The organism is Micromonospora sp. NPDC047644, from assembly GCF_040704315.1.
Taxonomy (GTDB): Bacteria; Actinomycetota; Actinomycetes; order Mycobacteriales; family Micromonosporaceae; genus Micromonospora.
This window is the reverse complement of the sequence record NZ_JBEYSY010000008.1, coordinates 260614-284423: the sequence shown is the minus strand read 5'-3', so window position 1 is coordinate 284423 and position 23810 is coordinate 260614. Positions and strand designations below refer to the sequence as shown.

Sequence of the window (23810 nt, the reverse complement as noted above, 5' to 3'; positions counted from 1 at the left end):
GTGCTCCTTCTAGAGTGGCAGTTGGTAGAGGGCGTGCAGACCCTGGTAGGTCATCTCGTGCGAGGTGACGAAGAACCCGGGAAACAACTGACTCAGGGCGGCCTGCCGGACGACGGTCTCCCGCACCGCGTGCGCCGTCAGCTCCTCCAGGCCGGCGACGACCTCAGCCGGCACGCCGCCCTTGCTGGCCCGCCGGTAGGCGTCCGCGATCGCCTCCCAGCGACCGTCGAACGCCTCGCCGAGGTCGTCGGCGACCGTGCCCCACGTCTTCTCGAAGCGCTCCAGCTTCGTCGACGCGGTCCAGTCCACGTTGGTGACCCGGGCCGCCTCGGCATCGACCAACAGCAGGTCGCTGCGAAGCTCACCGACGGTGGTGGACGCCTTCCAGCCGAACCGCTCGGCGAGGTGGGTGGCCAACGCCTTCTCCGCGCCGGCCGCAGCCGGGCTCCTGGTGAACCCGACGAGACGCAGCAGCAGGTCCCGGTCCGGGTGGCTGAGCAGGAGCTGGGCGACCGTCTGCCGGAGCACCGCGTCGGAGCCACGCAGGGCCGCGGCCAGCTCCGGGTTGGCCGCGCGGACCGCCTCGACGACGGTGGCCAGCGACTTCTCCGCGAACGGCTGCAATCCCGGCGAGCGGGCGACCAACTGGGCGGTCTCGGCCGCCATCCGCCGGTGTACCTGTTGGCCGAGCCGCCAGGGCTGCGCCTGCCCGGCCTTGCGCAGCGCGCGGAACTCCTCGTACGCGGCGGTCTGCAATGCCCGGTTGAACACGGTGGTCAGGCGCTGCTCGAGCTGGCGGGCGATGGCGGCCCGCACCGCGGCGGCCCGGATGTCGCGGGGGGTCTTGGGGGGTTTGAGCTCGCGCAGGTCCTCGACCCGCTTGATGATCTCGTCGAGCGCCTGGTTCAGCTCCGCCCGGGTGGCCGAACGACCGGCCGACGACACGGTCTCCGACATGCACGCCATCAGGACCGGCTTGCCGTCGGCGCTGATCAGCGCGCTGAGCCGGGCGCCCGCACCCGCCCCGGCGAACGCCTCGGCGTGTGCGGCCTGGTTGAACACCGTCAGGGTCAACTCGGCGTCGACGAGCAGCGCCCGGCCCTGCCGGAACAACGCGTCGAGCACCTTCGGGGGGAACAGAGTACGCAGCACCGCCAGGCCCACCTGCGGCGTGGCGAGCAGTGCCGCCCGGCCGATCGCGACGAGCAGCGCGGCGATCTGGGTGGTCAGGAGACGGACCTCGGCGGCGGCCTCCCGGGCGCCCACGATCAGCAGCGGCACGTACCGGATCGCCGCGCGCACCGCCACGCCACCGAGTAGCCGGACCAGGTGGACCAGGCCGGTCAGCACCTGGAACAGGTCGCCGGCGATCCGGCCGAGCAGCCGGCCGGCGGCGAACGGGTCGAGATCCTCCAGGTGCCGCCCGAATTCCGTCGCCCAGCCGCGCCAGAGCGTCAACAGCCGCTCGGGCACGGTGCTCGGGTCCAGCGCGGCCACGACGCCGGCCAGCGCCTCGCGGACGACGGTGGCCTGCTCGGCTAGGCGTCGCAGGCCGGCCCGGGGGTCCACGGTGAGCACGATCAGGGTGGTGAACTGCTCCTGCTGGAGCCGACCGACGAGCTGCACGAGTTTGCCGAGGTCGACCGCCACGGTCGCCAACGACTCCCCGACGCCCACCAGGAAGCCGTCGAGGAACAGCTTCGGATTGATGCCGTTCCAGGCCGCGTAGTGGCGCATCGCGTCGAGCAGCGCGGGGTCGAGGCCGAGCAGGAACCGGCGGAACGCGCCGTCCGCGTCGACGTCGGAGGCCGCCAGGTCGAAGAACTTCTCGGTCAGCCCGAGCCTCGTCAGCATCGCGACCAGGTCCCAGACGTTGTCGGCGGAGATGCGGCCGGTCATCGCCTGCACCACCCGGTCGCGGGTCATCGAGCGGGTGGCGTGCGCGTCCACCCAGTACCGTACGGTCAGCGCGACGAACTCCACCCGCGGATCCTGGGTCCGTAGGCCGTAGACCGCCGCCCGGTTCTCGGCGGACACCCGCGGCACACTGAACCAGTCCCGGATCATGACGGTCTCGCCCGTCGGTTGCCCCAACGTCCCCACCTCCTCCGGCGCAGTGCACTGTCCGGGCAAGGGGATTCGGGCGGTAGCGCTGGGTCGAGAACCCGACATCGATCCACTTCGGAGCTCGGCATCGGGTCACGGTGCGGCGATCGATATCGGTCATCGTCGAGGCGATTGACGCATCGACGACTGTTTGGTTCGGGCAGCCGGTCGACCTGGTCGGGTCGAAGCGGCTCAGCGGTCGTTCGTCTCGACCCTCGGCCGGTGATCGGCCGGAGCACGCACCGCGCTCGCGATGAGCGCCGTCACCTGATCCATGTCACGAGCACCGCGCACGTCCAACTCGGCCGACCAGCCGTCCGCACGGGTGAGCCGCACCGTCACGTCGTCGCGGCGGTGGGTCAACCAGCCGGCGATCGACTGCACCAGCACCATGACGGCACCGCCATCGTGGACGGCGACCACCAGCACGTCGGTGGCGGCCGCGGCGGGCGCGGTGGTCACACCCTCACGCAGCCGGTCCTCGGCGCGAAGCCAGGACCCCAGAGAACGTCGAGCATCGGCAGAGGGAAGATCCGGACAGACCGACAGCGTGATCGTCTCCTGAGACGCGGGCAACGTCTTCTCCTTCCGGCGAAGGCCAACCCCACTGCGTCATCCTGCCAGCCGGCGTGACCATCGGCAGCCCGCGCAGTCACCGGAGTCGATCAGAGCTTGACCGTCGCGTCCGCCCGTCCATAGGCTCCGGCCACTGCGAGGCTTTCCCCCAGGAAGGGAACCCGAGAGATGGTCCCATCGTCGCGTCCGTTCTGGACCCTCCCTGCGAAGCGGCTGGCCAGCGCCGCCACGATCGCGCTCCTGCTCGGTACGGCTCCCCTGCTCAGCGGCCCGGCAGCCGCGAGCGCGCCCCGGCCGACCCCGTGCAGCAGCGACCCGACCGCCCGGCTGACCACAGTGCCCAGCCCGGACGCCGTGCTCGGCTTCCCGCTCGGCGCGGGACAGGAGCGGGTCGTCACCAACGACGAGGTCCGGACCTACCTCGGGGCGGTCGATCGCGCCTCGAACCGGGTCGTGACCGGCGTGATGACCACCAGTGTGCTCGGCCAGCCGTTGCCGTACGCGGTGGTGTCCAACGAGCGTCACGTGCGGCCCGCCGCGCTTCGCGAGATCGCCGACGACATCCGGGACCTGCGCGACCCACGCCGGACCAGCGCTCGGACGGCCGCCCGGACGGCGAAGGACAGCCCGGCCATCGTCTGGGTCACCGCGAACGTGCACGGCGGAGAGAAGAGCGGCGCCGACGCGGCGCTCAAGACGCTGTACGAGTTGGCCGCGGGCCTGTCCTGCGATGTCGCCCGGCGCAACGACAACCTGGTCACCATCATCGTCCCCACCCAGAACCCGGACGGCCGTGACGCGACCCGCCGGCAGAACGAGTTCGGCTTCGACCTGAACCGGGACTGGTTCGCCCGCACCCAACAGGAGACCGACGGCAAGCTCGAACTGCTGCGCCGCTACCCGCCGCAGGTGCTCATCGACGCCCACGAGATGGGCGGCCGGCAGTACTTCTTCCCGCCCAACGCCGATCCGATCCACCACGAGATCGCCGGCGAGGCGGTGGACTGGATCAACCGCATCGGCGAGGCCAACAAGGCCGGCTTCGGCTTCAACGGGGCCTGCGACGACACCGTCACCACCGAGTGCTACTTCAACTACGACACGTACGACATGTTCTTCATGGGCTACGGCGACACCGTGCCGACCACCGGCTTCGGCGCGGCCGGCATGACGTACGAGAAGGGTAGCGCGTCGGCGGTGGCCGACCGGGTCCAGCAGCAGTTCCACACCCAGTGGTCGACGCTCGGCTGGGCCGCCGCGAACAAGCGCGAGGTGCTGGACGGCTACTTCGACATCTGGACCGACGCGCTCGCCCAGGGCAGGGCGGGCACGCTGGAGCCGAACGAGGTGGTGCAGCCCACGAACGAGGTGCAGTTCCCGGTGCCGGACCTCACCATCCGCTCGTACTTCCTGCTGCCCGACCGGCAGCTCGCCGACGTCCGCCAACTCGTCGAGCGGCTACGCCGGATGGACGTCGAGGTGTACGAGGTGCAGAGGGCGACCCGGGTGCCCACCGCGCGGGTCTTCGGCGGGCGCAGCGCCACGAACGTGACAGTGCCCAAGGGCGCGTACTGGATTCCGATGGACCAGCCGCAGAAGCACTGGATCCAGGCCGTCATGGGCGAGGACCCGTACGTCCCGTTCCCGTACTTCTACGACGTGTCGTCCTGGAGCAACCCGCTGCTGATGGGCATCAACACCATCTACACCGGAGACACCGTCCGGCCGAAGGCCGAACTGGTGCGCAAGGTCTCCGGCGGTCGCACCGGTGCGGCGTGGCCCTGGGGCTCGTACACGTACCCGCTGGATTCGGCCGCCGCCGCGGAGTTCACCTTCACCCTGCTCGGCCGTGGCGTACCCCTGGTCCGGGATCTCACGACCAGCAGGGTCGCCATCCCGGCCACCACGGTGAGCCGGACCGTGGACGAGCTGGCCACGAGGCTGGGTGTCACGCTCACCCCGGGTGGTCGGCCCTCCGGCACCCGCCTCGATCTGCCCGACGTGGGGCTGTTCCAGGGCACCGGCATCTCCACCACCTCCGGTTCGCACGGCGAGGCCCGCTACGTGCTCGGCAAGCGGTGGGGGCTCGACCTCACTCCGGTCACCACGGCCGACATCAACGACAACACCGAGGCGTTCACCGGGCGTACCGTGCTGGTGGTGCCGGACGGCAGCAGCGCCACCGGCGGTCTGACCGCCACCGGGCAGGCCAACCTGCGTGACTGGATCGGCCAGGGCCACACCTACCTCGGGCTGCGCAACGAGGGCACCCGCATCGCCCGCGCCGCCGGGCTCACCTCGACCACCGAGAAGACGAAACCTGCTGACTACCTGGTGATCGGCTCGCACCTGCGCGTCGACGTCGACCAGGACAGCCCGGTGGCGGTGGGTCGCCCGGCGGAGGACTTCGAGTTCAACAACAGCGACCCGATCCTCACCCCGAGCACCACCGGGACGAACGTGCTCACCTACCCGACTGGCGACACGTTCTGGGCCAACGGTTTCACCGTCGGCGCGGACACGTTGAAGGGCACGGCGGCCGTCGTCGACGAACCGACCGGCGCCGGTCGGGCGGTGCTGTTCGCGTTCAATCCGCTCTTCCGCGCGTACAACGAAAATGGCCTGCACCTGGTCGCCAACACGCTGCTCTACCCGGCGACCACCGCGCCCGACGCGCGGCGACCGGCCGGCGTCGGCGCGGCGCGCGCCAGCGCCGCCGCCGCGCCGGTGACGCCGGACCTCGGCGGCGGATGGCGGCCGATCACCATCCAGGTGGCGGCCGGCGACCTGCCCCGCACCCGGGCGATCGTCGAACGCTTCAGCACCGACGCGCAGGCGTCCGAGAAGAACGGCTCGGCGTACGTCGTGATCCCGAACCCGCGGGGGCTCCAGGTGGACGAACACCCGTTCGCGAGGGATCTGGTACGCGCCCTGCGCGACGCGAAGGTGCCGTTGCGGTCGGTGGTCAGCTGACCGACCCGTGCACGGCGAAGCGCCCGCCCCTCGCGTTGGGGGCGGGCGCTTCCGTGCGTGCTGAGGGCTACGGCCGCCGGGCTACCTCGGTGACGAACGCCCGCCAGGCCACCGGCCCGAAGACGAGCGCCGGCCCCTCGGGGTCCTTCGAGTCCCGCTAGAACGCTTCGTCAGATCACCCCGGCGAGAACTGCCTGAACGTAGTCACCTACCCAGCGGAGTGTAACCACCGGCGCGGCTGGCAAGAGACCCCGAAACGCGGTGGAGGCGTTCTCGCCCAGGGCCCGAGCAGATCTTGGACAGTTTCCGTTACGGCGTAACGGAAACTGTCCAAGATCTGGTGGTGGGGCGGCGCTGCTCATGGTGGGCACCCTGCTCTGGGCGGCGCTCAACGGCGGGATCCGAGCGGACCAGGCCGCAGCGGTAGTTCGGCCGAGTGGCGCAGGCCGGCTTACGGCTTGCGGCCGACGCCGCTGTAGCCGGTGCGGGCGACCTGTGGGTCCTCGGTGGAGGGCGGTTCGGCGTACGGCCACATGTTGACCAGGCCGGGCGACTCCAGGACGAAGTCGCCGAAGAACCGGGAGATGTCCGCGTGGCTCCGCGGCACGAAGGGGCTGTTCGCTCGCGCGTAGACAGCGGAGATCCGGGCCATCAGGTCGGGGTGCGTGTCGGTGCTGGCGTGCGACAGCGCCAGGTAGCTGCCGGGGGCGAGCGCGTCGCGGTAGGTGGCCACGATCCGCTGCGGGTCCTGCTCGTCGGGCACCAGGTGCAGCACGAACATCATCAGCACCGCGACCGGGCTACCGAGGTCGACCGCGGCGCTGATCTCCGGGTGGTCGAGCACCTGCCGGGGATCGCGCAGGTCGGCCTGGACCACCGACACCGACGGCGAGCCGGCGAGCAAGGCGCGGCCGTGCGCACAGACCACCGGATCGTTGTCGACGTAGACGACCCGCACGTCCGGGTCGACGCGGTGCGCGATCTCGTGGACGTTGTCCCGGGTCGGCAGCCCGGACCCGAGGTCGATGATCTGTCGGATGCCCCGCTCCTGCACGAGGTGCCGGACCGTCCGGGCGATCAGGTCACGGCCCTGCCGGGCAGCCTCGGGCATCCACGGCGCTACCTGCAACACCATCTCGGCGGCGGCCCGGTCGGCGGCGAAGTTGTCCTTCCCGCCGAGGTAGTAGTCGAACATCCGCGCCGCGTTCGGCCTGTCCGGTTGCAGGGCTACCTCCGGCTGCGACTGCGACTGCGACTGCGTCATGATCGACCACCTCTCCCCCCGCTGCCCGGTCCCGCAGCATAACGCCGACAATGATCGATTTACGCCCGCCCGTCCCCGACCAGACATCGGTCGGGGACGGGCCGTTGAGCGTCCTTCGCGCGGGGCAGTGACCTGTCGCCGTGGTCGGCGACCAGGTCACCCGACGCTAGGCGACGCCGCTGCGCCACCGGTCACAGGTGTCGGTGGCCCAGGCGGGCTGGTCCACGCAGGAGCGGAAGCGGACGGTGCGTCCCTCGCCGAAGTTGTGGTCCCACTGCGAGCAGTCGCCGCTGCTTCCCGGGTTGTAGTGCGAGCCGGTCTGCAGGGACCCGTCGATGCGGACGTACTCGAAGGCCACGTACGAGATCAGGCCGTCCGAGGACGTGTCGCAGTTCTCGAACTTGTCTCCGTAGCTGATGAACCGCGACGACGAGCCGGTCACCGAGGACGACGCGTCGGTCCCGGCGTACGCGCTGGTTCCGGTCGCGAGAATCGTCGCCGTCGCGGCGACGGCAACCACACTGAGCTTCCCGACCGTCCTCATGCGACGCCCACCACCCAGTTGCTGCAGGGGTCCGGGATGATTCCCGGCATGTCGGCGCAGGCACGGAAGGTGACGCTGCGGCCCTCACCGAAGTTGTGGTCGTACGAGGCGCAGGTCCCGCTACCGAGGCCGTTGTACTCGATGTCGTGCTGGAGACTGCCGTCCTTGCGGATGTACTTGTACTCGTTGTAGACGTTCAACCCGTCGGTCGAGGTGTCGCAGACCGAAAACGAGTCACCGTAACTGGTGAACGTCACCTTCGCGCCGGACATCGTGGCCACCCGGTCGGTTCCGGCGTGGGCGATGCCGCCCGTGCCCAGCAGGACCGCCGCGGTCGTCGCGGTGACGACGAGCGGTCGTTTCAGCCATCCCATGTCGTTGCCCTCCATCTCGTTTCCAGCCCGTCCTGGGCTGTCCCGACCGACTATCGGCGTCGGGTCTGGGATCGGTCTGGGACGGATCTGGTATCCGCTGGTCCCACCGGGGTAAGGCATTGACGGGGCCTCGGGGAGGAGACGCGGGTGGCGGTGCGATTCGGCTTGCTCGGGGACGTCGTGGCGACCGTCGACGACCGCCCGGTCGCCCTCGGGCACGCCCGACAGCAATGCGTCCTGGCCGCGCTGCTCGTCGACGTCAATCGGGCCGTCTCCGTCGACCAGCTCATCGACCGGGTCTGGGGCGACAGCCCACCGCAACGCGCCCGGGACACCCTCTACGGCTACCTGTACCGCTTGCGCCGCAGTCTGGCCGACGTCTCCGACGCGGCGATCACTCGCCGGTCCGGCGGCTATCTGCTGGCCGCCGACGAGCTGGCGGTGGACCTGCACCGCTTCCGCCATCTGCGGGACAGGGCCCGCGCCGAACGGTCCGAGGACGACCGCCTCGCCCTGTTCGACAGGGCACTCGGTCTCTGGCGCGGTGACCCGTTCTCCGGGCTGGACGCATTCTGGCTCGACAGCGTGCGGACGGATCTGGAGCAGGAGAAGCTCACAGCGGAGCTCGAACGCGTCGATGCGGCGCTGCGGGTCGGCCACCACGACGAGGTGCTGGCGGACCTGTCGCGGCTCGGGTCGGGGCAACCGTTGAACGAGCGTCTGGCCGGCCAGATGATGCTCGCGCTCTCCGGCGCCGGCCGCTCGGCCGAGGCGCTGGAACACTACCGGCGTTTTCGGGACCTGCTGGTCGAGGAACTCGGTGTGGAGCCGAGCCCGCATCTTCAGCAGCTGCACCGGTCGATCCTGACGCCGGATGTCGCGGCGGACCCGCCCCCGGCCGGCTCACCGGTCCCCCGACAACTGCCGATGCCGTCCGGGTCGTTCACCGGCCGGTCCGAGGATCTGGCGCAGCTCGACGCGGCCCTGCTGCCGTACGGGGAAACGACCGCTACCGCGGTGGCGGTGAGCGGCACCGGCGGGATCGGCAAGACCTGGCTCGCGCTGCACTGGGCAGCCGGCCACCTCGACCGGTACCCGGACGGTCAGCTCTTCGTCAACCTCAGCGGCTTTCATCCCACCGAACCGCCGATGAGCCCGGCCGGCGCGGTACGCGCGATTCTGGACGCGCTCGACGTCGCGACGGACGCCGTGCCGGCGGACCTCGACTCCCAGATCGGGTTGTACCGGAGCCTGGTGGCCGACCGACGGATGCTGATCGTGCTCGACGACGCCCGGGACCCCGATCAGGTCCGCCCGCTGCTGCCGGGCTCGGCCAGTTGCGCGGTCCTGGTGACCAGCCGGAATCAGATGTCGGGCCTGGTCGCGACCGAAGGGATCCGTCCGCTGCCACTCGGCTGCCTGAGCCGGAACGAGGCCCTTGACCTCCTCGCCGGCCGGCTCGGCCCGGACCGGCTCTCGACCGAGGCGGACGCGGCGGCCAGCATCGTCTCCGCCTGCGCCGGCCTGCCGCTCGCCCTCTCGATCGTGGCGGCCCGGGCCGCCACGAACCCGGCCCTGTCGCTCCAGGACCTGGCCGACGAACTCACCGATCAACACCTTGGGTTGGACGCCCTGGCCGACCGCGACGCCGTCGCCGACGTGCGGTCGGTCATCGCCGCGTCCTGTCGGGCGCTCAGCGCGCCGGCGGCCACGCTGTTCCGCCTTCTCGCGCTCTACGCCGGCCCGGACGTCAGCCTGCCGGCGGTGGCCAGCCTCGTCGGGCTGCCCGTTGCGCAGGTGCGTGAACCGCTCGACGAGCTGCTCGGGGCCCACCTGGTGGACCTCACCGGCCCGGATCGCCATACGTGCCACGACCTGCTGCGGGCGTACGCCGGCGAGCTGCTGGACGACAACGACCGGGCACCCGCGGTGCGCCGGCTGTACGACCACTGGCTGCACACGGCTCACGCTGCCGCGCTGACGATCGAGCCGCATCGGGACCGCATCGACCTGCCACCGCCGACCGCCGGGACGGCCGTCGCGTCGTTCACCGACAGCGAGCAGGCACAGCAGTGGCTCGACGCCGAACGGCCCGTGCTTCTCGCCGCCATCGACCAGGCCGCCGAATCCGGCCTGGACGGTCACGCCTGGCGGCTGGCCTGGGCCGTCACCACCTACCTCAGCAGGCTGTCGCGATGGTCGGATCTGGCCGCGGCCCAGCGGACCGCGGTGACCGCGGCGGCGCGGGTGGGTGACCTCGTCGGGGAGGCACACGGCCACCGCGATCTCGGCCTGGCGCTGCACCAGCTCGGCGAGCTGGCCGACGGGCTGGACCACCTTCGGTGCGCCGGCGAGCTGTTCGGGCGGCTTGGCGACCGGGTCGGCGAGGCGTACGTCGCGCTCTACCTGGGCTGGGTGTACGAGGGGCAGGGCCAGCACCGGGAGGCGCTGGAGTGCGACGAGCGGGCCCTCGCCCTCTTCGGCGAGGTCGGCCACCTGGTCGGGCGGGCGAAGGCCCTCAACGCCATCGGCTGGGATCACGCCCGTCTCGGCGACCATCATCGGGCCGCCGACCACTGCCAGCGCGCCCTCGCGTTGCACGAGGAGGTCGGCAACCTGACCGGGGCGGCCAAGACCTGGGACAGCCTCGGCTACGTCCACCATCAGCGGGGTGACTCCGACGAGGCAGGCGCCTGCTATCGGAGGGCGCTGGAGCTCTACGAGCAGTCGGATGACCGGTGGGGCGTGGCTGAGACGTCGACCCGGCTGGGCGACGTCCTGCACGACGCGGGTGACGTCGAGGCGGCCCGGGACACCTGGCTGCGGGCGTTGCGCCAGCTCACCGACGACAATCCGGTGGAGATCGCCGAGTTGCGCCGTCGACTCGACAGCGCCGACTCGCCGTGACACAGCGACCGCGGCTCGCGGGTGCGGCACGTGGTGGTCCGGCCGACCAGGCGAACGGGTCGACCGGACCACAGTGGTGTCAGCTGGTGCTACAGATGGTGCCGTTAAGGGTGAACGCCGTGGGCAGCACGTTCGGCCCGCCGTACGCGCCGACGAAGCCGGCGCTCACCGTGCCACCGGGGGCGATCTGCCGGTTGTCGGTGGTGGGCGTGACCCGCACCGCGGTGCCGACTTGTTCCCAGGTGGCGCTCCAACCGCTGCTCACCTGTTGCCAACCGGTGGGCCAGGTCCAGGTGAGCGTCCAGCCGTTGATCGGGCTGGACCCGTTGTTGATGATCTCGACGCCACCGACGTAACCGTTGCCCCAGTCGTTGTTGGCGCTGAAGCGGACGGTGCACGTACTGGCGGCAGGGCTGCCGGTGGCGAAGGTGAGCGGCGGTGAGGCCCAGGAGATCCGCCCGGCGGTGTCGCGGGCCAGCACGTTGACGGTGTACCTGCTGCCCGGCACGAGGTTGTCGACGGTGAACGAGGTGCTCGTCGTCTCGCCGACCTGCTCGCTGACCGCGCCGTACTGCCGGTACACCTCGTACTTCGCGATCGGGCTGGCGCCCGGGGCGGACGCCGGCCAGGTGATCGTCGCGGCGCGGTCGGTGACGCCGCTCGCGGTCGGCTGGCCCGGTGTCGCCGGCCGTCCGGCGGTGGTGCCGGCAGCACGCAGCACGAGCGTGGTCAGCGAGTACGCGGGCAGCGTCCGGCTGGTCGCCGAGCCGGACTGGCTGGTGACGATGCCGGTGGCCCCGTTGGCGAGGGTGGACACCGTCGGCGCGACGGTCGACGGGGTGAACCCGGAGTAGTCGATGGTGACCGGGTGGTCGTTGTCCGGGTCCTTGTTCACCAGCAGCACGGCGAGGTCACCGTTGCTCCGGCGGACGGCGTGGGCGGTGACCAGAGGCTCGTCGGTGCCAGCGCGAACGAACTGGTCGCCGGTCTTCGCGAAGAGCTTCATCATGCTCAGCCCGTGGTACGGCGCGAACGGTGTGTTCAGCGGCGGTTGACAGACCGAGCCGTCCTCGGTGCAGGCTCCGCTGGAGAGCATCCCGAAGTCGCCGTAGTCGGTCTGACCGGCCACCTGCGTCACGGTGCCCATGCCGTTGTGCACGTTCCACCAGTGGGCGGTGAAGACGCCGTTCTCCAGCAGGCCGCTGTAGACGTCGGCAAGGAACAGCGCGGCCGGTTGGGTGTTCCGGCCGGCGTCGACGTTCAGCTCGGTGAAGCTGATGCCGATGCGGTCGGCGTTCGGGCCGGCGTACCGGGCGAGCTGCTGTCGCAGCAGGTAGGTGGCGTCGGGGAGGTGGTTGACGCGGGCCAGCGACTCGGCGGCGGTGCCGCCCGGGTACCAGTGCACGTCCACGAAGTCGATCTTCGGGCCGGCGATGGAGAGCACGGTCTGGTTCCACGGGCCCGGATCGCTCCCGGCGGTGATCCCGTCCGGCCAGTTGCCCGGCATGGTCAGCACCGCTCCGACCTTGATGCTCGGGTCGACCGCCTTCATCGCGTCGGCGTACTCGACCACCAGCCTCGCGTACTGTGTGGCGCTCTTGTCGGGGTGGTCGTCGGCCTCCCACGCGGATCCGTAGTGGCCGTTGCCGTAGTTCTCGTTGCCGACGGTCCAGTAACGCGCGTCGTAGCCCTTTGTCACGTTGGCGTACCGCACCCAGTCGGCTGCCTCGGCGGGCGAGCCGGTGCCGTAGTTCGCGATGATCATCGGCTGCGCGCCGACGCGCCGGACCGCCGCCATGAAGGTGTCGAAGTCGGTGCCCGGCGCGACGTAACCGCCGGGCGCGGTGTGATCCTTCCAGTGGTAGATGTCGGCGTACGAGCCGCCGGGGTAGCGCATCATCTGCACACCGGCGTTCCTGAGCAGGTCCGATGTCTCGGCGGTGCCGATGTTCGAGTCCCAGATGGCGTGGTTGACGCCGAGAGCGGTGTCCGGGACGCTCGCCAGTCCCGCGCGGGTGTTGACGGTCACGGTGACCGGGTCGGCCGCCGCGCTGGCGGTTGGTGGGTTGAGGCCCGCGAGCGCGCTCGCGGCGAGCAGCAAGCCCGCCAGGAGTGCTGCTCGGGTCTTCGGTTTACGCATGGGCGGGGTTCCTTCGCGCAGACTAGCCGCCCGACCGGTCAGGGTGCGACCGGTGACGGGCGATCTCGGGGACGGCAGACTCGGGTTGGTCCATCGCTCGTGTCACCGCCCCCCGAGATCACCTCTGGATCCCGGCTGCCCAGTGGACGGACGTCAGCCCCGCGCGCGGCTGTTCATCGACGTACCACAATGGCACTGTCGGTTGGACAATCTCAAGCCGTGGAAGCCGTGAACGCCCCGACATGTGATCGACAATCATCGGACATTACAGGTTGACGAACGGCATGTTATCGCTCACAGTCGATGCGAGGCGATCAGCGCGCGCGGCTCACCGGGAGGCCCATCGCTGGCTCGACCTCAGTGGCCAGGACGTCCCTGGGCAGGTGGACGTCGCATCAGGATCCGTCAGCAGCCGCCGGTGACCCGCGGCGGCCGTCGCGCGCCCGGAACCACCCGTACGTCGTCGTCGACGCGCCTGCGCCGGACCGCCGCCGGGTCCCCCACTCACGACAAGAGGAGCCGCCGATGAGATCAAGGATCGCACTGCTGGCCGCCGCGCTGGCGACGACCCTGGCGACGATGACGGCAGTGGTCACGGTCGCCACCCCGGCGTCGGCCGCGACGCTCACCCAGGTGACCAACTTCGGCACCAACCCGACGAACCTCCAGATGCACCTGTACGTGCCGGACCGGGTCGCGGCTCAGCCGGCCCTGCTCCTCGCCCTGCACTACTGCACGGGCAGCGGTCCGGCGGTGCACAGCGGCTTCGGCCTGAGCACCCTCGCCGACCGCTACGGCTTCATCGTGATCTACCCGTCGGTGACCCGGAGCAGCAAGTGTTGGGACGTATCGTCACCGCAGGCCCTGCGGCGCGACGGCGGCAGCGACCCGGTGGGCCTCAAGTCCATGGTCGACCACGTGCGGAGCCGCTACCCGGTCGACGCCAACCGGATCGGCGTGGGTGGGTTCTCCTCCGGCGCCATGATGACCAACGTCATGGTCGGCCTCTACCCGGATCTGTTCCACGCCGGGTTCAGCTCCTCCGGGGTCCCGTTCGGGTGCTTCGCCACCACCAACGGCGCGGAGTGGAACAGCGAGTGCTCCGGCGGTCGAATCGTCCGGACCGGGCAGCAGTGGGGTGACCTGGTCCGCAACGCCTACCCCGGTTACTCCGGCAAGCGACCCCGGTTCCAGATCTGGCACGGCACCACGGACACCACGTTGAGCTACGTCAACTTCGGCGAGCAGATCAAGCAGTGGACCAACGTGCAGGGCGTGTCGCAGACCCCCAGCTTCACCGACTCCCCGCAGGCCAGCGCCGTCCGTACCCGGTACGGAGGGACCGGCGGCACGGCGCCCGTCGAGGCGATCAGCTTCCAGGGGTACGGCCACTCCATCCCGTTCGACGCCGCGCAGGCCATCCGGTTCCTCGGCTTCGACACCACCAACCCCACCACGCCGCCACCCGCCGGCACGTCCGCGCCGCTGCGCAACGCCGCCGCCAACCGCTGCCTCGACGTCCCGTCGCGGTCGCATACCAACGGCACCCAACTGACGTTGTGGGACTGCAACGGCGGCACCAACCAGCAGTGGACGCCGACCGCCGCGAAACAACTCCAGGTGTACGGCACGAAGTGCCTGGACGCCGAGGGCGCCGGGACCTCGCCGGGCACCCGGGTGATCATCTGGGACTGCAACGGCGGCACCAACCAGCAGTGGAACGTCAACACCGATGGCACGGTGACCGGAGCGCAGTCCGGCCTGTGCCTGACGCCCAACGCCGGCGGAACCGCCAACGGCACCCCTGCGGTCCTGTCGAGCTGCAACGGCTCGAACAGCCAACGGTGGTCCCGAAGCTGACGCGGTGACCGACGGCGGCGTACCCCGTCGGTTGGTCGTGCGGGTGTGCGTCCCGCTGCTCGGGCCCGGACTCCGAACAGCGGGACGCAACCCGGCGGCCAGGGCCGGGATCGACGGTCGCCATCAGGGCGGCCCAACTGCGGGCCACTGCTCAGCGGTGCGCTGGCAGGTGGGCGGGCCGGTCGTCGTCGCACGACTGTCCCGGCTGCTGCGGTGCCCTGGAATCCCGGTGGCCGTTCACGCCTCGGCCGCGTGGCGCGCGGGTCGCCCGGTGGTGGTCTCGGGCCGTCTCGCGCCGGCCACGTGCCACCCGCCCCACGCCACGATCGTCATCTGTCACGCCCCGGGCCAATGGCGACAGCTCCGTCACAGCGGCCTGAGATCGGTCGAGCATTGACGACTGTCCGTCACGTTAACGTTAACAGTAAGCAATTGTCCATAGACAATCGCCTTCTCCGCCGCTCTGGAGGGGCTGCCGCTCACCGACACCGCCGCCTCTGAGGTTTTCGCGACGGCAGCTCGGCTACCTTACGGACCGAGGAGGCGGCTATCGACCGAAGCGGTCGCTGACATCCACGCCGTCCGGCAGGACGTCCGTCAACCGGATCCGCACGCGGGTGCGGACCACCTCGGTACCCCTGCCGAAGCTGGTCGGCATCCGCCGCTTCCGCCACTCCCGCAGCGGCTTCGCCGCCTCCCGCTTACGGCGCTTGAGGATCGCCTCGGCGGCGATGACGTCAGCGTGCCGGCCCTCGACGACCTCCAGCAGTTCGGCACCCCCACGGAGATGCTCCCGCACCCTCGGCATCCCGCCCACGCCGAACTTCAGCAGCCCGCGATGCCTGAACAGGTAGAGCAGGTAGGGCGTGTCCCGCAACGCCGCGAACGACCGGTCACCGGCCTCCGGCGGACAGGTGACGCAGCCCTTACCCGGGCCGGTCAGCCGCTGCCAGGACCCGCACCGGAGATGCACGCCCCAGGTCCCGTGCGACATGGGTTGCCGCCGTTGCCCGAACCAGGGTAGGCCGTGAACGTCCCCGGCCAGATCAGTCCAGCCGTCGCCGCGACGGCGGTCGAGATCATTGCCGAGCGCTACCGCGGCGCGGAACTCGGCGGCGGCGCGCGGTGAGACAGCATCGTCGGTGGCCACATCGGCGAACTGGCGTACCTGGTGAGCCAGTGCCGGCTCCGCCGACAGCCGGGAAAGCAGCTCCCGGCCGCTGTCGAGCGCTGATCCCGAGGAGCGCTCGTCGAGGCAGATGTGGCAGCGGGTCCGCCAACCCTTGCGGCAGATCCGGTGGTTGCCGCAGCCGCGGCACCGGTGGATGTCGACGCCGCTTTCGGCCGGAAGGACGCCGAGAGGCTCCATCTGGTCCGCGACCAGCGCCGCGCACGGAGGACAGTGCGCGTACCAGGCGATGTCCGGACCACGCCGACGCGTGTTGGCCCTGCCGTGGACGGTGTCACCACAGTTCACGCAGGCGAACCCATCCGACACCGCTGACGTCCTCAACTCGGGTGCCGCGACCATCTGCCCTCCCGTCGGTTGCTGGGCACGTGACCCGGATACCGAAGCAGACGCACGCCCCTGAGCCGCAGGTCAGTCGGAAAGGCGACTCACGACGCGACCCCGACCACGACGGGCGGCACATACCCCGGTGCTGACCGCTGATTCGGCTGCCGCACCGGGGCGACAGCGACGCCGACGACAGCCGCGAGCGCGGGCGCAATAGCCTTGCGGCATGCGGGGACGATTCGGCGCGGCCAGACGCTGGTACGGGAAGCACCCGTTGGTCCGTCGTACGGTCGTCGCGCTCGCGGTGGGGACCGTGGTGCTGACCGGCAGCACGATGGCCAGCGTGACGTGGATCCGCGACATCGCGCAGGGCCACCTCTACGGCGAGTCCGAGGTGCCGGTCGCCCCGGTCGCCCTGGTCCTGGGCACCAAGGTGGACGCCGACGGCACGCCCTCACCCGTCCTCGCCGCCCGGTTGGAGATCGCGCGGCGGCTGTTCGACGCCGGCAAGGTGCGGGCGATCCTCGTGTCGGGCGACAACATGAACGCCGACTACAACGAGCCGGCCGCGATGCGGAACTGGCTGGTCGAGCGGGGCGTGCCAGCGCACAAGGTGGTGCCGGACTACGCCGGTTTCGACACCTACGACTCATGTGCGCGCGCTGAGCGGATCTTCGGGGTGCGGCGGGCCACGGTGGTGACCCAGACCTTCCATCTTCCGCGCGCCGTGGCGCTGTGCCGCCGCCTCGGCATCGACGCCAACGGCGTGGGCGACGACAGCGCGAAGCGGTACGCCCAGACGTGGTGGTTCAGTTCGTACCGGGAGAACGGCGCCTGCCTGAAGGCCGCGCTGGAGTTGCTCTCCGGTCGGGATCCGGCGCACCTCGGCCGCCGGGAGACAGGCGTCGACGACGCGTTGCGCAGCGACTAGGCAGGGTCACGATCGTCTTGGCGCGGCGCTGTCGCGGACGATGAGTTCGGTGGCGAGTTCGACCCGAGGGCTCTCGGTCCGCTCGCCGCCGGCGAGGCGCAGCACGGTCCGCGCGGCCAGCATGCCCATCTCGGCCAGGGGTTGCCGGACGGTGGTCAGCGGCGGTGAGCACCAGCGCACCTCCGGCAGATCGTCGAAGCCGACCACGCTGATGTCGTCGGGCACCCGCAGACCCCGTTTACGGACCGCCTCGTAGACGCCGAGGGCCATCTGATCGCTGGAGGCGCAGATGGCGGTGGGCGGGTCGGGCAGGGCCAGCAGTTGGGTGCCCGCGGTGAAGCCGGCCTCGTGATAGAAGTTGCCGGGGCGGATCAGGGCGTCGTCGATGGGGATCCCGGCGGCGCCGAGGGCGGCGCGGTAACCGTCCATCCGAGCCCGACTGCACATCAGGTGCGGCGGCCCAGCGATGAAGCCGATGCGGCGGTGACCGAGGCTGATCAGGTACTGGTTGGCGCTGAGGCTGCCCGCCCAGTTGGTGGCGCCGATGGTGGGTGACTCCTGGGGGTCGACCCCGGCCGGGTCGATGATGACGACCGGCAGGTGCAGCCGGCGCAGCTCGGCCTGCAACGGTGGATTCACCATCGAGGTCACGAAGATGATTCCCTCGGTGGAACGCGTCCGCATGTTGTCCAGCCACTGCTTGGCCGAGGAGATGCGCCAGTGGATGGCCGACACGACGGTGCCGACGCCACTGGTCTGGCCGACGTCCTCCACCCCACGGATGATCTCCACGGCCCACGGGCTGTCCAGGTCGTTGAAGACCAGATCGATGAGGGCGGCGTCGGTACGCCGCGACGGCGAGCGGCGACGGTAGCCGTGCCGGTTCAGTAGTTCCTCGACGCGTTCCCGGGTGTCGGGGGCGACGTCGGATCGGCCGTTGATGACCCGGGAGACGGTGGGCACGGAAACTCCGGCCAACCGCGCGATCATGGCGATGGTGACGTTTCGGCCGTTCTCCGTACCCACGGTCCCCCCTGCGGAGCTATGGATCTCCGAAACTTTCAATGCTTCGCCGGTAATGCCGATCGATGGCCGGCACGCTACGAGCTGTTGTCCCAGCGGTCAAGACCTCTGTCCTATTGCGAAAGGACCGGCTAGCGTAAGGAGAGCTTCCAGTGATCCAGGACCCGATTTTCCGGAAGTTCCAGACAGCCCGTCCAGAGGAGTGCTCGTGGCGACCGACATCGCTGACGTGGCGACCGCTACCCGGTCGATCCGCAATCCCATCCTCGCCGGCTTTCACCCGGACCCGTCGATCCTGCGCGTCGGCGACGACTACTACCTGGCCACCTCGACCTTCGAGTGGTATCCGGGCGTGCTCGTGCACCACTCGCGTGATCTGGTGAACTGGCGCAGCCTGGGTGGGATCATCACCGACCGCCGCCTGCTCGACCTGCGCGGATGCGGTGACTCCAACGGGGTGTGGGCGCCCGACCTGACGTACCACGACGGTCGGTTCCACCTCGTCTACAGCGACGTGGCCAGCTTCGCCAGCGGCTACTGGGATCCACAGAACTTCCTGGTCACCGCCGAGGACATCACCGGCCCCTGGTCCGATCCGGTGAAGCTGCACGGGCGCGGGTTCGACGCGGCACTGTTCCACGACGACGACGGCACCACCTGGCTGCTGGGCATGAGCGCGGACTGGCGGCCCGGCCGCGATCGCTTCGGTGGCATCGAGATCCAGCAGTACGACCGGGCCGCACGCCGTCTGGTCGGCAGCCCCCGCATCCTGTTCACCGGCTCCCCAGCCGGGCTCACCGAGGGTCCGCACCTGTACCGCCACGACGGCTGGTACTGGCTGATCACCGCCGAGGGCGGCACCAGTTGGGAGCACCAGGTCACCGTGGCGCGGTCCCGGGAGCTGTTCGGACCGTACGAGGTGGACCCGGACGGGCCGCTGCTCACCTCCTTCGGGCGGCCCGACCTGCGGTTGCAGAAGGCGGGGCACGGCAGTCTGGTCCAGACGCAGGACGGCGAGTGGTACCTGGCCCACCTGGTTGGTCGCCCGTACTCTCCGCTGGGCAACTGCGTGCTGGGTCGGGAGACAGCGATCCAGCGGGTCGAGTGGCCGTCGGGCGGTTGGCCGCGAATCGCCGGAGGGGTGCCGGCGAACGACGTCGTTGCACCCGACCTGCCCGCGCACCCGTGGCCGGCGGAGCCCGAGACGGACCACTTCGACGCCCCCGAGCTGGGCCGGTGCTGGTCGACGCTGCGTCGGCCGGCCACCCCGGACTGGGTCGACCTGCACACCCGCCCGTCGTACCTGCGGGTCCACGGCGGGCAGTCGCCGGTCGGGCGACAGGCGCCCAGCCTGGTCGGGCGGCGCGTCGGCGCGACGGAGTGCTCGCTGGAGACCGTGGTGGAGTTCGCACCGGCCGACCACCGTCAGCTCGCTGGGATCACCGCCTACTACAACACGCTCAACTGGCACCACCTCTACCTGACCCGGGCCGACGACGGCCGGACGGTGCTGGAGCTGCTCAGCTCCGACAACGGACGGCGCACCGCGTACCCCGAGCTGACCGTCGATGTCGACGGCGTCACCCGGGTCGGCCTGCGGGCCGTCTTCGACGGGCCGGCGGTGCGCTTCGACTACGACCTCGGTGCCGGTTGGCAGCGGCTACCAGTCGAGCTGGACGCGACCATCCTGTCCGACGAGCACGCCGCGCTGATCATCGACGGTGAGCCGGCGGCGTGGGGCTTCACGGGGGCATTCCTGGGCCTGTGGGTGCAGGACCTGGGCGGGGACGGCGTGCACGCCGACTTCGACCTGGCCACCTACCGGGAACAGTGACCACGCGGACGGCGTTCGGCGGGTGCCGTCCGCGTGCCCACTCCTCCTACCCGGCCTGAGCGCTCCTACCTGGCCCGAGCGGCGACGGCCCGCAGCTGGCCGAGAGTGGTACGGAAACCGCGGCCGGAGGCGGCCGGGTCCTCGGCGTTGAGGCCGCTGACGGCCATGGTCTGCGAGCGGGTCGTGGCGACGGCCTCCGCGCCGGAGCCGTTCAGGTCGAACACGCCGAAGTCGCCGCTGAGCGTCCGGAACGTCGGGGCCGCCGGGTCCTGGGCGAGGTAGAGCACCACGACCTGGCCGGCTTCGAGCTTCGACATGTGCGCCATGTCCGGCACACCGGCGGGCAGCGGGGCGAGCGTGATCCGCGCCCCGGCCCGCACCGTCGATCCGGTCGTCGCGCGCAGCACCTCGTCGACCCGGAATCCGGCCTCCTCGACCTCACCGCGTACCACCAGGTCCGCGGTGTCGCTGAGCTGCCGCACGGTGGCGTACCCGCGCAGCTTGCCCTGGATCGGCGGGGGCGCGACGTCCGTCGGCGTGGCGGCGCTGCTCGGGGCGGCGCTGCTCGGGGCGGGCCCGGCGGCCCGGTCGGCGTCACCGCCGCTGCCGCAGGCGGCCAGGGCCGCGGCGGACAGCACGGCGGCGGCCGTGGCCCACAGCGGCCGGGTACGGCGAAGGTCGACTGCCATGGAACGCTCCTCGCGTCTCGGTGCCGTCCCGGGCCGTCTCGCTCGGAACGCGGCACTGCTCACGCCTTCTATCTGTGCGTCCCGGGCACCGGGTTCCATTTTTCTTGCGGACTCACTTTCGGGGGTCAGCGCCGCTCGCGCGCGAGCTGACGCAGCTCGGCGAGCGTGGTGACGAACGCGCGACCCACCGCGGTGTCGTCCTCGCCCCGCAGACCGGTCACCGACATCGCCGGTGACCGGCTGGTGGCCGTTTCCCCGGCGAGGTCGAAGATCCCGAACTCCCCGCCGAGCGGGTGGTAGACGCGCGCAGTCGGGTCGACGAGGCCCAGGTAGAGGACGCTCGGTCGGCCGACTGTCCCGGCCGGTGGCGCGGCCACGATGATCTCGGTGGGCACCGGGGCGGCCGGAACGCGGTAGAGCACCTCCGCCACCCGGTAGACCGCCCGACCGTCCGTCACCGACGCCACCTCGCCGCGGACCACCAGGTCAGCCGTGTCGGTGAGTTGGCGCACCGTGCCGTACCCACGATTCTTGGCGGCCGTGCCCGGCGGCGCCGGCCGAGCGGCCGGACGGGTCGCCTCGGGCGACGAGAGCACGGCCGGGGGCGCGTCGCCGGACCGGGTCGCGAGCCCTCCGCCGATCCCCGCCACGACCAGGACCAACACCGCCGCCGCGAGCGCCAGCCGCGACGACACGAAAGCCCTTCTTCGGGTACGCGGCTCCTGCGTGATCGCCGCGAGCAGGCGGCGGCGGTGTAGTTCGTGCCGGCCCGTCGGCAGGTCGTGGTCACCGGGGTGGGGCGCGATCTCCGCCCACTCGGCCGGGTCCGGCGCGCTCACTGGCTGCCCTCCCGCACGAGCGAGGCGTCCACGACCGGTGGCCGCGCGGCGCGTGGCGGCGCGTCGACGAGGGTACGGAGCCGGGCGCGGGCCCGCGACAGCCGCGAGCGCACCGTACCGACCGGAACACCCAGCGCCTCCGCCGCGGACTCGTAGTCGAGGCCCTCCCACAGGCACAGGGTCAGCACCTCACGCTCGGATCGACGCAGCCGGGCCAGCGCGTCGATGGCGGCGGCGATGCGTCGGCTGTCGTCGAGGCGGCCGGCGACCTCGTCGGCGTGGTCGGGCAGGGTGAAGTCGGCGGCGAGCAGCGCGGCGGCCACCCTGCGGTAGCGACGGTTGCTGCGGGCGTGGTTACGGGCTTCGTTGGTGGCGATGCCGAGCAACCAGGGACGCAGCGACCCGCCCTCCTCGGTGACCCGCTCCCGGGAGCGCCAGGCCTGCAGGTACGTGGCGGCCATGACGTCCTCCGCCGTGGCCCAGTCGGCGGTCAGCCGGAACGCGTGGTTGTACACCGAGCGCGCGTACGCGTCGTACAGCTCGGCGAACGCGCCGGGGTCACCGGCTCGCACCCGGGCACGCAGACTCGACTCCATGACCATTTTCTGTCCGTCGGACGGGTGCTGGTTCCGACGGACCGGCCCGTTGATCAGTTACGGCCCGACGATAGCCACCACCCGGTACGTCCCGCCAACGACGGGATGAACAGACGCCGTCACGCCTCGCTGTCGTCGATTGACGACGAATCGACGTACTGGTATCTGTTAATACAGTTTCCTGATGCTTGGCCCGGCGCGGCAGTTCGGTGCCGTAGGGCACCGCGAACCGACCGGCTGGCGGCACGCCGCCCCTTCCCCGAGGAACACCCATGGTTCACAAGAGAACAGCCGCCTACGTCGTGGGCACCCTGCTGGTCGGCGTCGCCGCCGTCGGCTACGGCCTGCCGTCGGCGAGCGCCGCGACCGCCGGCCCGATCACCGGCCTCGGCGGCAAGTGCGTCGACGTCGCGGCCGCCAGCTCGGCCAACGGCACGGCCGTCCAGCTCTACGACTGCAACGGCAGCGCGGCCCAGACGTGGACCGTCGGGAACAGCGACACCTCGATCCGGGCGCTCGGCAAGTGCCTCGACGTCACCGCCGCGTCGACCGCCAACGGCGCCAAGGTGCAGCTGTACGACTGCAACAACACCGGCGCGCAGAAGTGGACCGCCAGCAACGGCGCGCTCGTCAACACCGCCTCCGGCAAGTGCCTCGACGTCACCGACCGGAGCACCGCCAACGGCGCCCGGTTGCAGATCTGGACGTGCGGCGGCACCACGAACCAGCGGTGGACCCTGCCGGGCGGCGGCACTCCCACCACTCCCCCGCCCACCACCCCGACCGGCACCAACCTCGACGACCCGGCGAAGAAGGACGTCGCCATGCAGCTCGTCTCGGCTGCCGAGAACTCCTCCCTCGACTGGCGCGCGCAGTTCTCCTACATCGAGGACATCGGCGACGGACGCGGCTACACCGCCGGCATCATCGGCTTCTGCTCCGGCACCGGCGACATGCTCGAACTGGTCCAGGCGTACACGAACACCAAGCCGGGCAACGTCCTGGCCGGCTACCTGCCGGCGCTGCGTGCCGTCAACGGCACCCCGTCGCACTCGGGCCTCGACCCGAACTTCCCCCGCGACTGGCGGACCGCCGCCAACGACTCCGTGTTCCAGGCCGCCCAGGAAGCCGAACGCGACCGGGTCTACTTCAACCCATCGGTACGCGACGGCAAGAACGACCAGGTCCGGGCGCTCGGTCAGTTCGCCTACTACGACGCGGCGGTCATGCACGGGTACGAGGGCATGCGCCAGATCCGCAACCGCGCCCTGAACCGGGCCAAGCCCCCGGCCCAGGGCGGCGACGAGCGGACCTGGCTCAACGCCTTCCTCGACGAGCGGGTCATCGAGATGAAGAAGGAGGCGGCCCACTCGGACACCTCCCGCGTCGACACCGCCCAGCGGGTGTTCCTGAACAACGGCAACTTCAACCTGAACACGCCGCTGGTGTTCGCCGTCTACGGCGACCAGTTCCGCATCGGATAGGCCGGTGGTGGTGGCGGGGTCGCCGGCACGGTTCGCCGTTCGCCGATGACCCCGCCACCCAGGGCGTTTCCCGGCCGCCAGGCGTGGCCCTGCCCGCAAGCCCCGGTCCAAGCAATCGATCATCGCGACTGAAACTGTCGTACACCTGTCCTAG

At 70.8% G+C, this 23810-nt stretch carries 17 protein-coding genes and 1 pseudogene; 6 read left to right on the top strand and 12 right to left on the bottom strand.

Features of this window, described 5'->3' with window-relative positions:
- Positions 1 to 9: 9 nt before the first annotated feature.
- Both AB0877_RS15795 and AB0877_RS15790 read right to left on the bottom strand, forming a co-directional pair.
- Positions 10 to 2103 (bottom strand): hypothetical protein, encoded by a 2094-nt coding sequence (locus tag AB0877_RS15795; protein ID WP_366609346.1) that lies wholly within the window; start codon positions 2101 to 2103, stop codon positions 10 to 12.
- A 195-nt stretch (positions 2104 to 2298) separates the two neighbouring features.
- Positions 2299 to 2682: a hypothetical protein gene (locus AB0877_RS15790; RefSeq protein ID WP_366609344.1), complete on the bottom strand. Its 384-nt coding sequence runs from the start codon at positions 2680 to 2682 to the stop codon at positions 2299 to 2301.
- Positions 2683 to 2850: 168 nt separating this feature from the next.
- Here AB0877_RS15790 and AB0877_RS15785 point away from each other — a divergent pair, with 168 nt between their 5' ends.
- On the top strand, positions 2851 to 5655 hold the full coding sequence (locus AB0877_RS15785; RefSeq protein ID WP_366609342.1) for a M14 family zinc carboxypeptidase: 2805 nt from the start codon (positions 2851 to 2853) through the stop codon (positions 5653 to 5655).
- 67 nt (positions 5656 to 5722) lie between these two features.
- On the opposite strand, the pseudogene AB0877_RS15780 reads toward AB0877_RS15785, so the two are convergent.
- The 4 genes and pseudogenes from AB0877_RS15780 to AB0877_RS15765 form a co-directional block, all read right to left on the bottom strand.
- Positions 5723 to 5812, bottom strand: a pseudogene (locus tag AB0877_RS15780) (DUF397 domain-containing protein); the annotation flags it as partial.
- A 294-nt stretch (positions 5813 to 6106) separates the two neighbouring features.
- Positions 6107 to 6919, bottom strand: coding sequence for an SAM-dependent methyltransferase (locus AB0877_RS15775; RefSeq protein ID WP_366609340.1), 813 nt, complete (start codon positions 6917 to 6919; stop codon positions 6107 to 6109).
- 166 nt (positions 6920 to 7085) lie between these two features.
- Positions 7086 to 7463 (bottom strand): hypothetical protein, encoded by a 378-nt coding sequence (locus AB0877_RS15770; RefSeq protein ID WP_366609339.1) that lies wholly within the window; start codon positions 7461 to 7463, stop codon positions 7086 to 7088.
- Complete coding sequence (locus AB0877_RS15765; RefSeq protein ID WP_366609338.1) at positions 7460 to 7852, bottom strand: hypothetical protein; 393 nt, start codon at positions 7850 to 7852, stop codon at positions 7460 to 7462. The genes AB0877_RS15770 and AB0877_RS15765 overlap by 4 nt, the downstream gene beginning before the upstream one ends.
- A 132-nt stretch (positions 7853 to 7984) precedes the next feature.
- On the opposite strand from AB0877_RS15765, the gene AB0877_RS15760 reads away from it, so the two are divergent.
- Entirely contained in the window at positions 7985 to 10744 is a 2760-nt protein-coding gene (locus AB0877_RS15760; protein ID WP_366609336.1) for a BTAD domain-containing putative transcriptional regulator, read from the top strand.
- A gap of 79 nt (positions 10745 to 10823) precedes the next feature.
- Here AB0877_RS15760 and AB0877_RS15755 read toward each other — a convergent pair whose 3' ends face one another.
- Positions 10824 to 12884: a cellulose binding domain-containing protein gene (locus AB0877_RS15755; RefSeq protein WP_366609335.1), complete on the bottom strand. Its 2061-nt coding sequence runs from the start codon at positions 12882 to 12884 to the stop codon at positions 10824 to 10826.
- 525 nt (positions 12885 to 13409) lie between these two features.
- Here AB0877_RS15755 and AB0877_RS15750 point away from each other — a divergent pair.
- The gene (locus AB0877_RS15750; RefSeq protein WP_366609333.1) at positions 13410 to 14744 is read left to right on the top strand and encodes a PHB depolymerase family esterase; all 1335 of its coding nucleotides are present in this window, start codon (positions 13410 to 13412) and stop codon (positions 14742 to 14744) included.
- A gap of 547 nt (positions 14745 to 15291) precedes the next feature.
- Here AB0877_RS15750 and AB0877_RS15745 read toward each other — a convergent pair.
- A complete protein-coding gene (locus tag AB0877_RS15745; protein ID WP_366609332.1) occupies positions 15292 to 16242 on the bottom strand; it encodes a hypothetical protein in 951 nt (316 codons plus the stop codon).
- Positions 16243 to 16486: 244 nt separating this feature from the next.
- On the opposite strand from AB0877_RS15745, the gene AB0877_RS15740 reads away from it, so the two are divergent.
- Positions 16487 to 17191 carry an ElyC/SanA/YdcF family protein gene (locus AB0877_RS15740; protein ID WP_366609331.1) on the top strand — a complete coding sequence of 235 codons (705 nt, stop codon included), beginning with the start codon at positions 16487 to 16489 and terminating at the stop codon, positions 17189 to 17191.
- Positions 17192 to 17197: 6 nt separating this feature from the next.
- Here the strand turns inward: AB0877_RS15740 and AB0877_RS15735 are convergent, their stop codons facing one another.
- Positions 17198 to 18217 (bottom strand): LacI family DNA-binding transcriptional regulator, encoded by a 1020-nt coding sequence (locus tag AB0877_RS15735; RefSeq protein ID WP_366609330.1) that lies wholly within the window; start codon positions 18215 to 18217, stop codon positions 17198 to 17200.
- Positions 18218 to 18422: 205 nt separating this feature from the next.
- Between AB0877_RS15735 and AB0877_RS15730 the strand changes: the two genes are divergently transcribed.
- The gene (locus AB0877_RS15730) at positions 18423 to 20048 is read left to right on the top strand and encodes a glycoside hydrolase family 43 protein (RefSeq protein ID WP_366609328.1); all 1626 of its coding nucleotides are present in this window, start codon (positions 18423 to 18425) and stop codon (positions 20046 to 20048) included.
- A gap of 65 nt (positions 20049 to 20113) precedes the next feature.
- On the opposite strand, the gene AB0877_RS15725 is transcribed toward AB0877_RS15730, so the two are convergent.
- The 3 genes from AB0877_RS15725 to AB0877_RS15715 form a co-directional block, all read right to left on the bottom strand.
- Positions 20114 to 20737 (bottom strand): hypothetical protein, encoded by a 624-nt coding sequence (locus AB0877_RS15725; RefSeq protein WP_366609327.1) that lies wholly within the window; start codon positions 20735 to 20737, stop codon positions 20114 to 20116.
- Positions 20738 to 20862: 125 nt separating this feature from the next.
- Positions 20863 to 21576 carry a hypothetical protein gene (locus tag AB0877_RS15720; RefSeq protein ID WP_366609326.1) on the bottom strand — a complete coding sequence of 238 codons (714 nt, stop codon included), beginning with the start codon at positions 21574 to 21576 and terminating at the stop codon, positions 20863 to 20865.
- Positions 21573 to 22172, bottom strand: a complete 600-nt coding sequence (locus tag AB0877_RS15715; RefSeq protein WP_366609324.1) for a sigma-70 family RNA polymerase sigma factor — start codon at positions 22170 to 22172, stop codon at positions 21573 to 21575. Before AB0877_RS15715 ends, AB0877_RS15720 begins: the two co-directional genes overlap by 4 nt.
- 272 nt (positions 22173 to 22444) lie before the next feature.
- Between AB0877_RS15715 and AB0877_RS15710 the strand changes: the two genes are divergently transcribed.
- Positions 22445 to 23656, top strand: coding sequence for a chitosanase (locus tag AB0877_RS15710; RefSeq protein ID WP_366609323.1), 1212 nt, complete (start codon positions 22445 to 22447; stop codon positions 23654 to 23656).
- Positions 23657 to 23810: the final 154 nt, after the last annotated feature.

Bases quoted from the DNA above. Each gene is read 5' to 3' on its own strand.
- AB0877_RS15710 (WP_366609323.1), top strand. From the start codon at position 22,445: ATGGTTCACAAGAGAACAGCCGCCTACGTCGTGGGCACCCTGCTGGTC.
- AB0877_RS15750 (WP_366609333.1), top strand. From the start codon at position 13,410: ATGAGATCAAGGATCGCACTGCTGGCCGCCGCGCTGGCGACGACCCTG.
- AB0877_RS15740 (WP_366609331.1), top strand. From the start codon at position 16,487: ATGCGGGGACGATTCGGCGCGGCCAGACGCTGGTACGGGAAGCACCCG.
- AB0877_RS15725 (WP_366609327.1), bottom strand. From the start codon at position 20,737: ATGGCAGTCGACCTTCGCCGTACCCGGCCGCTGTGGGCCACGGCCGCC.
- AB0877_RS15770 (WP_366609339.1), bottom strand. From the start codon at position 7,463: ATGAGGACGGTCGGGAAGCTCAGTGTGGTTGCCGTCGCCGCGACGGCG.
- AB0877_RS15765 (WP_366609338.1), bottom strand. From the start codon at position 7,852: ATGGAGGGCAACGACATGGGATGGCTGAAACGACCGCTCGTCGTCACC.
- AB0877_RS15785 (WP_366609342.1), top strand. From the start codon at position 2,851: ATGGTCCCATCGTCGCGTCCGTTCTGGACCCTCCCTGCGAAGCGGCTG.
- AB0877_RS15775 (WP_366609340.1), bottom strand. From the start codon at position 6,919: ATGACGCAGTCGCAGTCGCAGTCGCAGCCGGAGGTAGCCCTGCAACCG.
- AB0877_RS15755 (WP_366609335.1), bottom strand. From the start codon at position 12,884: ATGCGTAAACCGAAGACCCGAGCAGCACTCCTGGCGGGCTTGCTGCTC.
- AB0877_RS15715 (WP_366609324.1), bottom strand. From the start codon at position 22,172: ATGGAGTCGAGTCTGCGTGCCCGGGTGCGAGCCGGTGACCCCGGCGCG.